Source organism: Halarsenatibacter silvermanii (assembly GCF_900103135.1).
In the GTDB taxonomy this organism is placed as follows: Bacteria; Bacillota; Halanaerobiia; order Halanaerobiales; family Halarsenatibacteraceae; genus Halarsenatibacter; species Halarsenatibacter silvermanii.
This window is the reverse complement of sequence record NZ_FNGO01000004.1, coordinates 1-14,680: the sequence shown is the minus strand read 5'-3', so window position 1 is coordinate 14,680 and position 14,680 is coordinate 1. Positions and strand designations below refer to the sequence as shown.

Genomic DNA, 14,680 nt, shown 5'->3' with positions numbered 1-14,680 from the left:
AGTATGGTTAACAGACCAACTTACAGTGAGCTCACCAAAAACGTCGAAAACCCCTTTGAACTTGTCATTATGGCTTCCAAAAGAGCTCGCAATTTGAACAATGGCGGCAGAGATCTTAAAGAGAATTATCGCAGCGGTAAGGTCGTCTCTAAAAGTCTGGAGGAGATAGCCGGAGGCAAAATCGTATTAAAAGACGGAGATCAAAATACCGAGCAGGATTGACAGGATTGAAAGGAGTGTTTACATGCCCCCTCGGGTACTTCTGGGTATTACCGGTGGTATAGCCGCCTATAAAAGTGCCTCGCTGGCCAGCAGCCTAACCAAATGTGGTTATGATGTTAGGACGGTGATGACGGAAGCAGCCTGTGAATTCATAACTCCCACAACCCTCAAGTCTCTGACAGGTAATCCCGTCAAGAAGAATATATTTTCCCCACCTGCTGACAGCACCATAAACCATATTGAGCTGGCTGAAGGGATCGACATAGGGATTGTCGCTCCCGCTTCTGCTGATTTTTTGGCCCGCCTGGCTGCCGGTCAGGGCGATGACCTGCTCAGCACCACAATGCTGGCTTTAAATTCGCCGGTAATACTGGCGCCGACCATGAATGTAAATATGTATGAAAAAGATGTGGTTCAGGATAATATAGATATTCTTGCTGACAGGGGCTACCAAATAGCAGTTCCTGAGACCGGTCGGCTGGCCTGCGGTACAGAGGGAAAAGGAAGAATGCCGGAACCTGAGGACCTGGTCAGGTCAATCAAAAAAGAACTGGTTCCCGGTGACCTTGCAGGTTATAAATTTTTAATCACTGCCGGCCCCACCAGAGAACCGCTCGATGAGGTAAGATTTTTGAGCAATCATTCTTCCGGGAGGATGGGTTATAAAGCTGCCGAAAGAGCGATTTATCGAGGGGCGGAAGTCACCCTTGTTTCTGGGCCAACAGATCTGGAAGCGCCGGCAGGATGCTCGAACTATTCTGTTGAGAAGGCTGAAGAGATGCACGAAATCTGCTCTCAGGTTTTCCCGGATATGGATGCCGCAATTCTGGCTGCGGCGGTTTCGGATTTTAAACCGGCTAATTTTATTTCGGGCAAAATCAAAAAAAATGATCGGCCAGGTCTGGAATTAAGTCTCGAGCCAAATCCAGATATACTGAATTCCCTGCGGGAAATGAAAAAACCCGGCCAGAAAATCATCGGTTTTGCTGCTGAAGCGGAAAATATTCTTGTCCGGGGCCGGGATAAATATGAAAAAAAGGCACCTGATATGCTGTTTGTCAATGATATTTCGGCTAAAAACACAGGCTTTAAATCGGAAAATAACGAGGGTTATCTGATCGGACAAAATTTTGAAGAGAAAATCACCGAACGCAGCAAGGCGATGATAGCTGATATTTTGCTGGACAGGATAAAAGAATTATTTTAGTTTTAGGAGGAGATGCTGTGGACCCGGTCGCCTTTGAGCTTCGCGGATTGAGCATCAGGTGGTATGGAATATTTGTAACTACAGGAATATTGATGGGTCTTTTTTATGTTTTGTGGCAGGGTAAAAAGTGGTCCTATGATTCTGAAGACATCATTGATTTTCTGTTATTTGGACTCCCAATTACTCTGATAGGTACCAGGCTGTATTATGTCGTTTTCAACTGGAGATATTACAGTAATGATCTCCGCAGGATAATCGATATTACCAGCGGTGGCCTTGCCATCCACGGCGCTATCATCACCGGTATTTTGTACACATTTGTATTTGTCAGACGAAGGGATTTTGATTTTCTGGAATTTGCAGACCTTCTTACCCCGGCATTTCTGCTGGGGCTGGCTGTCGGCCGCTGGGGCAACTTTGCCAATCAGGAAGCTCACGGGGGCGAAGTGAGTCAGGAATTTATGGAAATTTTCCCCGGCTTTATTCGGGAGGGCATGTATATAGAGGGTAGTTATTATCATCCCGCTTTTTTTTATGAATTTATCTGGAATACTTTTGTCTTTATCCTGCTCGTTATCTACACCCGGTCTCGATTTTATAGCCGGGGAAAAGTTCTGGCCCTGGGCCTGGGACTTTACTCGCTGGGACGCTTTTTTATAGAGGATATCAGGGTGGACAGCCTATACCTGGCTGGTATACAGATAGCCAGACCTGTAAGTGGTGCCATCCTGGCTTTGTGTCTGGTTTTTTTTATCAGAGATAGAAAGGGAGATACCGATGAAAAATAATTATAAATTCACCTCTGAATCAGTTACTGAAGGTCATCCCGATAAGGTGGCAGATCAAATATCTGATGCGGTATTGGATGAGATCATTGAGAAAGATCCCGGTGCCAGGGTGGCCTGTGAGACCTTCACCACCACCGGACTGGTTCTTGTTTCTGGAGAAATCTCGACTGATTGTTATGTGGATATCTCCGATACTGCCAGAAAGACCATCGTCGACATAGGTTATAACCGGGCTAAATTTGGATTTGATGGTGAGACCTGTGCCGTTATAACCGCGATTGATGAACAGTCCTCCGATATAGCAATGGGGGTTGATAAAGCTCAAAAAAACAGTTCTCCCGGGAAAAAGCGGGAACTGGGGGCCGGTGACCAGGGGCTGATGTTTGGTTATGCCTGTTCTGAAACCCCGGAACTGATGCCACTGCCCATAGTTTTATCACATAAACTGGCCCGCAGGCTGGCCGAGGTTAGAAAACAGAAAACACTCGATTATCTGAGGCCTGATGGTAAAACTCAGGTCACGGTTGAATACAGGGACGGACGCCCTTTTCGGGTCGACAAGGTGGTCGTATCGGCCCAGCATCATCCCGATATAACGAGGAAGCAGCTTGAAAATGATATAACAAGCCATGTGATCAAATCCGTGGTGTCTGAAGATATGCTCGATGAGAATACCGAATACTTTATTAATCCTACCGGCAGGTTTGTCATAGGCGGTCCTCACGGCGATGCCGGTCTGACCGGAAGAAAAATTATTGTGGATACTTATGGCGGCCGTTCCCGGCATGGCGGGGGCTGTTTTTCCGGCAAAGACCCGACCAAAGTTGATAGATCGGCTTCTTATGCCGCGCGCTATGTGGCCAAAAATATTGTGGCTGCAGGGCTGGCTGAGGAATGTGAGGTACAATTATCCTATGCGATCGGCGTCGCCCGGCCGCTTTCAATAGCAGTAAAGACCGGCGGCAGCAGCAGTATTTCGGAAGAGGATTTTGTTCATCTTATCAGAGAAAATTTTGATCTAACACCGAAAGGAATCATCGAGGATTTGAATTTGAGAAATCCCGTGTATCTACAGACCGCTTCCTACGGCCATTTTGGACGTCCGGAACTGGATCTGAGCTGGGAGAAAACTGACAGGGCCGATATGCTTAAGGATAAGGCCGGAAGGCTGTAAAGATATAATTACAAATGGTCCTTTATCCGGACCCGCTGTAAAATTGCCATATATACTGGATAATCAGGGCAGTTTATAACTTACAATAATAAGCAATATAGTTATGACTGAACTATATTCAACCAGTTGATATGAAAAAGAACCAACAGCTCTGGTTTTTTAAAAGAAAGTTTTAGGGTGTTATAAATAATGCATATCAGGGAAGAGTTCAGCAGAGAAAATTTGATCAAAGGTGTAAGACTGGCCATGAGTATAAGCCTGGGTATCTCGGCTGTAATCATCTTTTTTACGATTGATCTGGAAGCGCTGGAACAGATCTTCAATTATGTGGATTATAACACGATAATTATACTCATGGTTTTGACAGTTCTCAACTGGCTTGCTGCTTCCTTAACCCTTAAAATACTGGCTCTCGCTGTAAAAGAAAAGCTCAGCATATGGGCTGGGCTTAAGGTTTATCTCGCCGGCGCCTTTGCTTCCCGGGTGACTCCTTTTGCTACCGGAGGAGGTCCTTTCAGAGTATATTTTTTGACCAAGAATGGCGTTGATGTTGCCAAAGCTTCTTCCATAGTAATAGTCCAATTTGTTTATAGAATGATGCTTTTAGGCATCATGTCAATTTTTTTCTTTGCTTTTTTTCGCGGATATATATCCAGCGGTTTGATTCCTTTTTATGTTTTTATTATGGTGATATTATTTGGGGCTTCAATATCGGTGGGAATAGTTCTCTTTTCTTTTGTGCCCAACGTAGCTGAAAATATTTTTAATAAGGTTCTTCATATACCAGTGATAAACAGTATTTTCCGGAGAAGTATCAGGGCCAAAAGGTACCTGGTGAGAGCAAAATACGGGATGAGGAGATTTCGCAACTCCCTGAGAGTTTTGAGTGATAGACCCCTGCATTTGATTCTGGCTCTTATTTCGGCTTTTATGTTCTGGAGTTTGTTATTTTTTATAATTCCCGTTATGCTTTCGGGCATGGGGCTGGAAGCAAATTTTATGAGAGCTTACATCATGCAGACTCTCATATATCTGGTTCTGCCTTTTTTGCCGACACCTGGTGCCAGTGGGATTGCTGAACTAGGAGTTGCGTCTTTGTTTGCGGCATTTATTCCCGGCAATTATGTTGGGATTGTGGTCTTCGGCTGGAGGTTCTTTACTTTTTACATTCTACTTTTACCGGGGGGGCTGCTCTGCATGAGGGAGATAAACAAAGGTGAGAAAATTGTCGGATAAATTTCTCGAGGTAACTGTAGATGTTCCCATAACCGGGAGCGGCGAACTGACATATATGCCCGGAAAAAACAGGAGTTCGGATGATTTTTCCCTGGGGCAGCAGATTACTGTGCCGCTAGGCAGCAGGAAAGTTATCGGATATGTAACAGGCTTTACACAAAATCCGGATATAGACCACAAAAAAATAAAGCCTGCCGGTGATATAATCAATGAAAAACCCTGTTTTTCTGCCGGGCTTATAAAATCATTGAAAAGACTTTCATCTTATTATCACACTTCCCTGCAGAGTTTCATTCGCGCTGCTCTGCCCGCCAGAGTCAGGGCCGGAAAGATGTCAGGTACCTCCAGAATTCATTATAGAGTCCCGGAGAAAATGAACCTCGAAGCCACGATAGAAAAGCTTAAAAAAAGAGCGCCGGCCCAGTCCAGAGTTCTCGAATTTCTTTTAAATAGGGAAGAAGAGGTTATGGCAGCCGCAGATATCATTGATCTGGCTGAAGTTACCCGCTCTGTTCTGTATGGGCTGGAAGAGAAAGATTTGCTCGAGCGCTGTGAGATTACTGTAAAAAAAAGCCCGGAGTATGTCGTGAAATCATCCAAAGATCGGTCCGCAAATGAAAATATAACCCTCAACGATGAACAGGCTCAGGCTCTAAACAGGATGATGCCGGCCGTAGAAAATGAAAAATCGGAAGTTATTCTATTGCACGGAGTGACCGGCAGCGGAAAAACTGAGCTTTACCTGCGGTTAACAGAGGCCTGTCTTGAGTATAAAAGGCAGGCGATAATTCTGGTTCCTGAAATTTCTCTAACTCCTTATCTGGTCGATTTTTTCTATAGAAAATTTCCCGGCCGGATAGCAGTCATGCACAGCAGACTCTCTCCCGCTGAGAGAAGGGATGAATGGTTCAGGATCCGCAACGGAGAAGCCAGCATTGTCATAGGAGCCCGTTCTGCTGTTTTTGCTCCTCTGCAGAATCCCGGTCTGATTGTAATTGATGAGGAGCATGAAAATACTTATAAACAGGAAACGCCTCCCTATTATCATGCTCGAGGGGCAGCAGTGATCAGAGGACAGGTGGAAAACTTTCCTGTGGTTATGGGCTCTGCTACCCCTTCGCTGGAGAGTTATCATTTTGCCTCCCGGGGAGATTATGTTTATTTGAGCCTGGATGAAAGAGCCGGTGGAGGCAGAATGCCGGATATCGAGATAGCTGACATGCGTCAGGAGATGTCTGATGGGAACTCAAACGTTTTCAGCAAAAAAATTAGAAAGGCCCTGGAAAAACGTCTGAATGAAAACGAGCAGTCTCTGATATTTTTGAACAGGAGAGGTTTTGCCAATTTTATTCTCTGTCAAGAATGCGGAGAAGCGCTGGAATGTCAGCACTGTGATATCACTCTCACCTATCATAGAACCTCGGATCAGCTCAAATGCCATTACTGTGATTTTAGCAGCGAGATACCTGAATATTGCCCCGAATGCGAGAGCGATCTCCTGAAGGAATTTGGCACCGGTACTGAGAAGCTAGAAACAAGGCTGGAAGAGTTATATCCCGATGCTGCAATAGCCAGAATGGATCAGGATACAACCCGGAGCAAAGATTCCTACAAAAAATTATTGAGCAGAATTGACCGCGGTGAACTCGATATAATAGTTGGCACTCAGATGATAGCCAAAGGCCATGATTTTCATAATATCACTCTTGTTGGCGTGATGGGAGCTGACACAGTTTTAAATTTGCCCGACTTTCGTTCCTCAGAAAGAGCCTTTCAATTATTGACTCAGGTTGCCGGAAGGGCGGGGAGGGGAGACAAAAAGGGCCGGGTTATAATTCAGAGTTTTGATCCCGAACATTACGTTCTGGAAAATGTTGTGGGCGGTAAAGACCATAAATTTTACGATCAGGAGATAAATTTGAGAAGAAAATTGAATTATCCCCCCCTCTCCCGGCTGGTCAGGATCATAATCAAGGGGGAAAATCACGATTCGGTCGCTTCCTTTGCCTCCGAACTGGAAGACTTCATAGCTTCAAAACCCTGCGGAAGCATGACGTACAGAGGGCCGGCACCGGCACCTTTGACTAGAATAAAGAAAAATTATCGCTGGCATATGCTGATATTTTTTGAAAATGTAAATTCACGCCTTAACTATATTCCTTATCTCAAAAAATTTATAAAGTCTGAGGAACCCGAAGAGATAAACAGCGCAGTTGATGTAGATCCCCTTTCAATGTTATAATACAACTCAAATTGGGTCGCTAATTTTGCAGTTTTTGCGAAGGATTTTCATCTGGATAGAAAATTTGTATTTCTGGAGGTGGAAAGATTGGCCGTTTTACCCCTTAAAACAATAGGAGATCCGATCCTGAGATCGAAAGCTAAAGAAGTTGAAAATGTCAATGAGAGAACTAGAGAAATAATAAAAAATATGAAAGATACACTTCATGAAAACGAGGGGCTGGGACTGGCTGCCAATCAGGTCGGAATTTTACAGCAGATTGTCGTAATTTCGATTGAAGACGAAGAGATCGTTCTTATAAATCCTGAAATTGTGGAAAAAGAGGGCAGGAAATTGATGGAGGAAGGCTGTTTGAGTGTGCCGGGAAGACAGGGAGCGGTGCCCAGAGCCGAAGAAATAATGGTAGAATACCGGAATGAAGAAGAAAATCAGCAGCGCAGGAAGTTTTCTGATCTTGCTGCCAGAGTTATACAGCATGAAATTGACCACCTCAAGGGCGAACTTTTTGTGGACAAGGTAGTCGATATTTCTTCTGCGGCTCCGGAAAAAGAGCCTGGAAGTGTGGAATGATTTAACATGGATATAATCTTCATGGGGAGTCCTGAGTTTTCCCTGCCCTCGCTGGAAAGACTGGCTTCAGACGAAAAAATAAATGTTGATCTTGTGGTAACCCAGCCTCCCCGCAAAACAGGGCGCGGCCAGAAAAAGACGGTAACACCTGTGGAAAAAAAATCAGCGAAGCTGAATCTGGAAGTTATGAGTTTTCAGGATGTAAATTCGCCAGAAGCTTTTGAAGTTTTGAGCTCCCGAAATCCTGATTTTTTTGTCGTGGTGGCTTTTGGTCAGATTTTAAAGCGGAAAACTTTAAAGATTCCTTCAGCAGCCCCGGTAAACCTTCATGCTTCGCTTTTACCCAAATACAGAGGTTCCAGTCCCATACAGCATGCCGTCATAAACGGTGATAAAAATAGCGGAGTTACCACCCTGATTATGGATGAAGATATCGATACCGGTGATATACTGCTGAAAAGAAAAGTGCCCATCGACAGTGAAGATACGGCCGGCAGCCTTCATGATCGTCTGGCAGCAGAAGGTGCAGATCTGCTGTGCGAAACTCTTAAAGGCTATTATCAGGGAGAAATCGAACCTTCTCCACAAAACGAGAGCAGGGCCAGCTATACTCCCAAACTGACCAGAGAAGACGGCAGATTAAATTTCGAGAAAAGTGCAGAAGAACTCGTCGATTTTATCAGAGGGATGAATCCCTGGCCCGGCGCCTATACCACCTTTCGGAACAAAAGATTAAAAGTTTGGAAAGCAAAATCAGCATCCGACTTAAAAATTTCTGATGACTCCGGCAGACCGGGGACAGTCATCAGGGCCGGCAGTGATGACAAACTGCAGGTGATCGCCGGTCGGGGTGTTCTTCAGATTTTAAGTCTGCAGCCCGAGGGAGGACAGCGCATGCAGGCTGAAGATTTTATCAATGGTTATCAACCCGAGCCTGGTGAACTGCTGGGCGGTTAGATTTTGCTGGGGAGGGGATGAGACGAGATGGCTTTTTGGTTATTATTTCTTTTATTGATATTCTTTTTTCCTGTGTTGATAGGGCCTTTTCTTTTGTTTTTTTTATTTCTGCTTTTATTGATACCATTAAAGTTTACTTTGACCTCTTTAACAAGTTTATTTTCCGTTCCCGGAGAACTCTACAGAATAGCCAAAAAACCTGCTTTGAGAAAAAATCATGCTCTGGAGCACGCAACCATTAACGTTCTAGAAGAGTTATTCCCCTATGAAGGACTGTCTGGCTATGCCGAAGAAGATGGTTTTTATATACTGGGAGTAGAGGATATTTCCAGGGTTGAAAAAGCCGCCCGGGAAGGCCTGAAGCGTCTGAGCAGGGGTGAGAAAGAGCTGGTTATACATGACCGCTGCGGTACAACTATAACCGCGGCCAACCTGGCTTCGGCTGTGATATTTTTGATTATATTATTCACAACAGGTTTTTTCTCCATCTGGACTATGCTTTTGGCCATGGGACTGGCCAATCTGGTCGGGCCCTTTCTGGGGCGTTTTCTGCAGACATATGTCACTACTTCTCATCAGGTCGAGTCGGTTGAAATAGTATCCGCCCGTTATGAAATGCCTCGCTCCGGACTTCTGCAGGGAGGAGGCAAGGTTTATGTGGAAACCAGAGAAGTTCCCTTTATAGAATCGAGATAAAACTGCTCCTGGTTTCATATTTAGCTTCATGAGGAGGATCATCATTATATGAAAGAGATTATGAGTTTTACCCCTGCCGATCTTGCTGGGAAATGTGAGCGGGAAGGGTTTCAATCATTCAGGGCGGAACAGATTTATAACTGGCTTTACTGCAACCTTGTCAATGATCCGGAAAAAATGAAAAACCTCCCTGCAGATCTCCAGTCTGTGCTCATAAAAGATTACAGATTTGAGCTTCTGTCGCGTCAGGATTTATCAAGAGCTGAAGATAACACCATAAAGTTTCTCTGGCAGACAGATGACAGCGAATACGTTGAAGGAGTTCTGATTCCCGGCGCGGAAGCGGGCAGATATACCGCCTGTGTTTCGGTTCAGCTTGGCTGCAATGCTGGATGTGCTTTCTGCGCTTCGGGACTATCGGGCAAAGCCAGGGATCTTAAATCGGCAGAAATTGTAGAGCAGATCTGGCGTATGAAGAAGTTCGCCCGAGAAGAGGGCAAACGCGTGAGCAATGTTGTCTTTATGGGAATGGGTGAACCCTTTTTAAATTATGAAAATGTAAGCAAAACTCTGGAGATTATCACACATGAGAAAGGTTTCAATATCGGCAGCAGGCGGATTACCGTTTCCACAGTCGGTATAGTGCCGCGAATTGCCGAATTTGCCCGCAGCTTCCCTCAGATCGTACTGGCTGTTTCACTGCATGCAGCTGATGATAAACTGCGTTCCCGACTGGTTCCCATCAACAAAAAATATTCTCTGGCCGAGCTTCATTCTGCGCTCAGGGAATATCAGAATATCACCGGGCGGAGGATCACTTTCGAGTATGTGCTGTTCTCCGGCATCAATGATCGCCGCCAGGATGCTGAAAATCTGGCCGATTATGTTCGCGATTTCAAATGTCATATCAACCTGATTCCGGCCAATGACGTGAGTGAACTCGAATTTAAGCCTTCCGGCCGGAAAAAATTAAGAGAATTTAAAAACTGGCTGGAAGCTATGAATCTGCCGGTTACTATCAGAAAAAGCAGAGGCGAGAACGAAAAAGCCGCCTGCGGTCAACTGCGCAGGGATAGAGGTGGTTTTTGATGATGGAAGTTTGTGGCGGTACCGATAAAGGTCTGATGCGTGCTAAAAATGAAGATAATTATCTTGTGCAGACCGATCCCCTGCCCCTTCTGGCTGTTGCAGATGGTATGGGGGGGCATCAGGCAGGGGATGTAGCCAGCGAGACTGTCATCGAGACGATAAACAATTTTGATCTATCAGTGTGCGAGATTTCTCCGGATCATATGAAAAATTTGGTGGAAAGGACTAACCGTGAAGTTTTAAAAAAAGGCGAGGAAAATCCGCAGTACAGCGGCATGGGTACCACTTTATCCTGTGCCGCAATCTCGGAAGGCAAACTCTATTATGGTCATGTAGGAGACAGCAGAATTTATCTATACAGAGACCAGGAATTGACCAGGATTTCCAGCGATCACTCGCTGGTGGCTGAAATGGTCGAACAGGGAAAAATTTCTCAAAAAGAAGCATTCCAGCATCCGCAGAGCAACGTTCTGACTCAGGCAATCGGGTTGGGAAAAAATTTAGATATAGATCGGGGCAGCGTAAGTCTTCGGAAAAATGATATCATCCTTCTATGTACCGATGGGTTAACTGATATGGTCGGTGAAGAGGATATAGCCGATATTATTTTGCAGGCAGAAGAAGAAACGTCTGAAAAAATTTGTGATCGGCTTATTCAGTCGGCCCTGGAAGCCGGAGGGAAAGATAATATTACCGTAATAGCAGCTCAGATTTTCTGAGTTAGAGGTGAGCGAGATTGAAGAAGAAATTAGAAGACAGGTATAAAATAAATGAGGTAATCGGCAGAGGTGGAATGGCGATAGTTTATCAGGCCACCGACCTGCTGCTGGACCGGCCTGTTGCTATAAAAATGCTGAAAAAGGAATATATAACCGATGATAGTTTTGTTGAGAGAATGCGCAGAGAGGCCAGGGCGGTTGCTCGACTTTCTCATCCGAACATTGTTGATATTTATGACATCGGTCAATCCGGAGATCATCATTATCTGATCATGGAGCTGGTCGAAGGGGATACTCTTAAAAATCTGATAGAGAGTGAAAAAGCTTTAAGTCCCGATTCTGCCCTTAAAATAGCCAAACAAATATCATCAGCTCTTCAAGCGGCTCATGAAAAGAACATAATTCACTGCGATATAAAACCGCATAATATACTTGTTACTGAGAATAACAGGATCAAAGTGACGGATTTTGGCATCGCCAGGGCGGTAAACACGGCGGACACCATGAACCTTACCGATTCTATCGAGGGCAGTGCTCATTACTTCTCTCCGGAGCAGGCCAGAGGCAATAAGGTAGGGCCCGCCAGCGATATTTATTCGCTGGGAGTGGTTTTGTACGAAATGTTAAAAGGGGAAGTCCCTTACACCGGAGACACCCCCATCTCGATTGCCGTCCAGCATGTCCAGTCTCCGCTGCCAGAGATTGAAGATGAAGATATACCCGTCGCTGCAGGCGAGCTGTTGAAAAATTCTCTGGCTAAAAATCCCGAGGAGAGATATAGTTCAGCCGGGAAGTTCAAATCTGAGATCGATCTGGCTCTTAAAAAACTGAATGATAAAAGATCAGGCGATAAAAAATCCGTTGAAAAGCGCGATACACTGAAATTTAAATCTGCTGAAGGGCCAGACAGGGATGATGTTCAAAAACGGAATGATAGGGAAAACAATGAAGATGAAGAAAAGAATAGTGGGCTTTCATTCTGGAAAGCAGGATTAATTTTAACGATTTCTGCTGTGGTTCTGCTGGGGGCTGCTTTTTTGGGATACAATTTTTTTATGGATGTGCCTGTAGTTGAGGTTCCCGATCTTATCGGCATGGAGATCGAACACGCCGAAGAAGAACTTTCGGACCGGGGGCTGGAATCTGAAATCGGTGAAGACGTTAATCATCCGGATATTCCAGCCGATCATGTTGCCGAACAGGATCCCGAACCCGGAAACGAAATTCGACAGCTTCGTCCCGTCATCATTTACATCAGCTCCGGGACGGAAAAGTTAAAAATCCCCGAAGTCAGCGGCCTCTCTGAAAGAGAAGCGGAGATTGAGCTTCAAAATCACGGCTTCGAACCCGGAGATATCAGCTATGAATTTTCGGATACGTATGAGGAAGGAAAAGTGGCCGGTACTGTTCCTGAGGCGGATTCTGAAAAACGTAAGGGCGAGGAAATAGAGATTATTATCAGCATGGGACCTTCGCCTTCTCAGGTGAGAGTGCCGGGGTTATTGGGAATGGAGTGGAGAGACGCTCAGGAAATGTTGAGAAATAATAATCTGCGCCTGGGAGGAGTCAGAAGAGTAGAGAGTAAAAGGCACCCCGAAGGTTATATCATCAGTCAATCGCTGGAGGTAGGCAAAAGGGTCACTGCGGGTAGAGGAGTTGATGTCAAAATCAGCTCAGGTACGACCCTGGATGAAGAAGCAGAGGATGTCAATTTAAGAACTTTAAGTTTTACCTCCGCCGGCGATGAAGCTGCCGAATATAGAATTTTGGTCGAGGACGATCTCGGAAGAGATTTGATCTGGCAGAGAATGATTGAACCTGAGAGAAACATAGAAGTCAGCGTTTACAGTAAAGGAGAAACGCATTATCAAATAATTAAGGAGGATGAAATAATATACAGCCAAACCTTCAATTAAAGAAGGGAGAAATTACAGAATTATGAAGGGTATAGTAACCGAAGCAGTGGGCGGATTTTTTTACGTTGTTGACGATGAAGGTCAAAAGCATCGCTGTGAAGTCAGGGGCAGGGTTCAGGAGCAGATCTTTCCCGGGGATCGGGTTGTTTTCGAAAATTGGATGATTGAGGAGATAATTCCCAGGGATAATCTTCTACATCGTCCCAAAGTGGCCAATGTTGATGCCGTAAATATAATGTTTTCGATCAAAGAACCGGAGATAGATTTTAGTCTGCTCGATAGATTTATTCTGCTGGTGGAAAAAGAAGGTCTGAATCCGGTTATTTTAATAAATAAACTCGATCTCGATTCCGATTTTCCCGCTAAACAGGAGGATAAGATTACAGCCTACAAAAATGCCGGTTATTCAGTTCATATTTTTAGTGTGAGTAAAGGGACAAATCTGCAGGTTGTGAAGGAGTCGTTGTTTGCCGGCATAAACGTAATGGCCGGACCTTCTGGTGTGGGCAAATCGGCTCTGATCAACGAACTGGTTTCAGGGGCGGAGCTCACGGTGGGAGATATCAGTGAAAAACTGGGCAGAGGAACTCATACCACCCGCCAGGTTAAACTAGTGCCGCTTCCCGGAAATGGCTGGGTTGCTGACAGTCCCGGTTTTACTTCCTTAACTCTGGAAAATCTAAAACCTGAAGAAGTGAAAAATTATTTTCCGGATTTCAGTGGATATCAAAATAAATGTCATTTCAGCACCTGCACTCATACTCATGAACCCGATTGTTTTGTAAAAGAGTCCGTAGAAAATAACGAAATTCCAGAATTCAGATATAATTCATACTGTCAACTGGTTGAGGCCGCTCGCAAGGAGGGTGATGATCATTACAGCTAAGATTGCTCCTTCACTGCTGGCAGCCGATTTTTCTCAGCTCAGGGAACAGCTGCAGCAGATAGAAAATGCTGATTATCTTCATCTTGACGTGATGGACGGTAGTTATGTTCCCAATATGACTTTTGGACCGGTGGTGATCGAAGATTTAAGAGATTTTAGCGAACTCCCTTTTGATACACATCTGATGATAGAAAATCCTGAAGATTTTATCGAAGATTTTGCAGAAGCTGGCTCAGACATTATAACATTCCATGAAGAGGCCGCTCTTCACAGCCACAGGGTCCTGCAGCAGATAAAAAATGAGGGCTGTCGGGCGGGAATCTCTCTCAATCCTCATACTCCTCTGGCGAATATCAAATATTTAATGCCCGAGCTCGATATGATTCTGATTATGTCGGTTAACCCCGGTTTTGGAGGTCAGAGTTTCATACCGGTCATGCGTGAAAAGATCTCCGCGGCCAGAGATATGATAGAAAGACATAACAGCTCTGCCGAGCTGGCGGTAGATGGAGGTATAAAACTCGATAATGTTGACGAGATAGTTGATGCCGGGGCTGATGTTATAGTTGCTGGCTCTGCTATATTTGGAAAAGAAAATCCGGCAGAAGCTGTCTCCCGGTTTAAAAACAGGGTTTAATCTTCTTAGTGTAAAATAGTTGTAGGGTCAAAGTTATAATTGTCTGAAAAAAGTATCTGGCATTAAAAAAGAGGACTCCCCCTGATATAATTGTTTTAGATCCACCCAAAACAAAATTAAGGAGGGAGTCCTCTTGTTAAAAAGTATAACATATGAAGAACTAATTGACCAGTTTGGTGAAGACATTTTTGTTTTAATTGAAAAGTTTGAAGAAATGATGATGAATGATTCTGAAACAGACATTTCTGAGCTTTCAGCGGAATTGCAAAAGATTTTTAACAGGTATGGTAGAAAACTTATAGAAAAGTTTTTTCGGGATAGGGATGAAGAGATAAAAGATT

At 44.6% G+C, this 14,680-nt stretch carries 15 protein-coding genes; all 15 read left to right on the top strand.

What is annotated here, in order from left to right; translation table 11 throughout:
* Nucleotides 1–3: 3 nt before the first annotated feature.
* The gene (rpoZ, locus tag BLT15_RS02740) at nt 4–222 is read left to right on the top strand and encodes a DNA-directed RNA polymerase subunit omega (protein ID WP_089758434.1); all 219 of its coding nucleotides are present in this window, start codon (nt 4–6) and stop codon (nt 220–222) included.
* 22 nt (nt 223–244) lie between these two features.
* Complete coding sequence (gene coaBC, locus BLT15_RS02735) at nt 245–1,429, top strand: bifunctional phosphopantothenoylcysteine decarboxylase/phosphopantothenate--cysteine ligase CoaBC (RefSeq protein ID WP_089758431.1); 1,185 nt, start codon at nt 245–247, stop codon at nt 1,427–1,429.
* Nucleotides 1,430–1,446: 17 nt separating this feature from the next.
* Nucleotides 1,447–2,217 carry a prolipoprotein diacylglyceryl transferase gene (lgt, locus tag BLT15_RS02730; RefSeq protein WP_159429781.1) on the top strand — a complete coding sequence of 257 codons (771 nt, stop codon included), beginning with the start codon at nt 1,447–1,449 and terminating at the stop codon, nt 2,215–2,217.
* The gene (metK, locus tag BLT15_RS02725; RefSeq protein ID WP_089758427.1) at nt 2,207–3,391 is read left to right on the top strand and encodes a methionine adenosyltransferase; all 1,185 of its coding nucleotides are present in this window, start codon (nt 2,207–2,209) and stop codon (nt 3,389–3,391) included. Before lgt ends, metK begins: the two co-directional genes overlap by 11 nt.
* 189 nt (nt 3,392–3,580) lie before the next feature.
* Nucleotides 3,581–4,627, top strand: a complete 1,047-nt coding sequence (locus BLT15_RS02720; RefSeq protein ID WP_089758425.1) for a lysylphosphatidylglycerol synthase transmembrane domain-containing protein — start codon at nt 3,581–3,583, stop codon at nt 4,625–4,627.
* The gene (gene priA, locus BLT15_RS02715; RefSeq protein ID WP_089758423.1) at nt 4,608–6,869 is read left to right on the top strand and encodes a replication restart helicase PriA; all 2,262 of its coding nucleotides are present in this window, start codon (nt 4,608–4,610) and stop codon (nt 6,867–6,869) included. The genes BLT15_RS02720 and priA overlap by 20 nt, the downstream gene beginning before the upstream one ends.
* 87 nt (nt 6,870–6,956) lie before the next feature.
* Nucleotides 6,957–7,439, top strand: a complete 483-nt coding sequence (gene def, locus BLT15_RS02710) for a peptide deformylase (protein ID WP_089758421.1) — start codon at nt 6,957–6,959, stop codon at nt 7,437–7,439.
* Nucleotides 7,440–7,445: 6 nt separating this feature from the next.
* Complete coding sequence (fmt, locus tag BLT15_RS02705) at nt 7,446–8,396, top strand: methionyl-tRNA formyltransferase (RefSeq protein WP_089758419.1); 951 nt, start codon at nt 7,446–7,448, stop codon at nt 8,394–8,396.
* 27 nt (nt 8,397–8,423) lie between these two features.
* Nucleotides 8,424–9,092, top strand: coding sequence for a DUF6391 domain-containing protein (locus BLT15_RS02700; RefSeq protein WP_089758417.1), 669 nt, complete (start codon nt 8,424–8,426; stop codon nt 9,090–9,092).
* Between the two features lie 48 nt (nt 9,093–9,140).
* Nucleotides 9,141–10,181 (top strand): dual-specificity RNA methyltransferase RlmN, encoded by a 1,041-nt coding sequence (rlmN, locus tag BLT15_RS02695; RefSeq protein WP_089758415.1) that lies wholly within the window; start codon nt 9,141–9,143, stop codon nt 10,179–10,181.
* Nucleotides 10,181–10,900, top strand: a complete 720-nt coding sequence (locus BLT15_RS02690; protein WP_089758414.1) for a Stp1/IreP family PP2C-type Ser/Thr phosphatase — start codon at nt 10,181–10,183, stop codon at nt 10,898–10,900. The genes rlmN and BLT15_RS02690 overlap by 1 nt, the downstream gene beginning before the upstream one ends.
* A gap of 17 nt (nt 10,901–10,917) precedes the next feature.
* Nucleotides 10,918–12,816, top strand: coding sequence for a Stk1 family PASTA domain-containing Ser/Thr kinase (gene pknB, locus BLT15_RS02685; RefSeq protein ID WP_089758412.1), 1,899 nt, complete (start codon nt 10,918–10,920; stop codon nt 12,814–12,816).
* A 22-nt stretch (nt 12,817–12,838) separates the two neighbouring features.
* Nucleotides 12,839–13,702: a ribosome small subunit-dependent GTPase A gene (gene rsgA, locus BLT15_RS02680; protein ID WP_089758410.1), complete on the top strand. Its 864-nt coding sequence runs from the start codon at nt 12,839–12,841 to the stop codon at nt 13,700–13,702.
* Nucleotides 13,686–14,339: a ribulose-phosphate 3-epimerase gene (gene rpe / locus BLT15_RS02675; protein WP_089758408.1), complete on the top strand. Its 654-nt coding sequence runs from the start codon at nt 13,686–13,688 to the stop codon at nt 14,337–14,339. Before rsgA ends, rpe begins: the two co-directional genes overlap by 17 nt.
* A gap of 133 nt (nt 14,340–14,472) precedes the next feature.
* A partial coding sequence (locus BLT15_RS02670; protein ID WP_143423000.1) for a hypothetical protein occupies nt 14,473–14,680 on the top strand: 208 nt, incomplete at its 3' end.

Bases quoted from the DNA above. Each gene is read 5' to 3' on its own strand.
- rpoZ (WP_089758434.1), top strand. From the start codon at position 4: ATGGTTAACAGACCAACTTACAGTGAGCTCACCAAAAACGTCGAAAAC.
- coaBC (WP_089758431.1), top strand. From the start codon at position 245: ATGCCCCCTCGGGTACTTCTGGGTATTACCGGTGGTATAGCCGCCTAT.
- metK (WP_089758427.1), top strand. From the start codon at position 2,207: ATGAAAAATAATTATAAATTCACCTCTGAATCAGTTACTGAAGGTCAT.
- BLT15_RS02720 (WP_089758425.1), top strand. From the start codon at position 3,581: ATGCATATCAGGGAAGAGTTCAGCAGAGAAAATTTGATCAAAGGTGTA.
- fmt (WP_089758419.1), top strand. From the start codon at position 7,446: ATGGATATAATCTTCATGGGGAGTCCTGAGTTTTCCCTGCCCTCGCTG.
- BLT15_RS02700 (WP_089758417.1), top strand. From the start codon at position 8,424: ATGGCTTTTTGGTTATTATTTCTTTTATTGATATTCTTTTTTCCTGTG.
- rlmN (WP_089758415.1), top strand. From the start codon at position 9,141: ATGAAAGAGATTATGAGTTTTACCCCTGCCGATCTTGCTGGGAAATGT.
- BLT15_RS02690 (WP_089758414.1), top strand. From the start codon at position 10,181: ATGATGGAAGTTTGTGGCGGTACCGATAAAGGTCTGATGCGTGCTAAA.
- rsgA (WP_089758410.1), top strand. From the start codon at position 12,839: ATGAAGGGTATAGTAACCGAAGCAGTGGGCGGATTTTTTTACGTTGTT.
- rpe (WP_089758408.1), top strand. From the start codon at position 13,686: ATGATCATTACAGCTAAGATTGCTCCTTCACTGCTGGCAGCCGATTTT.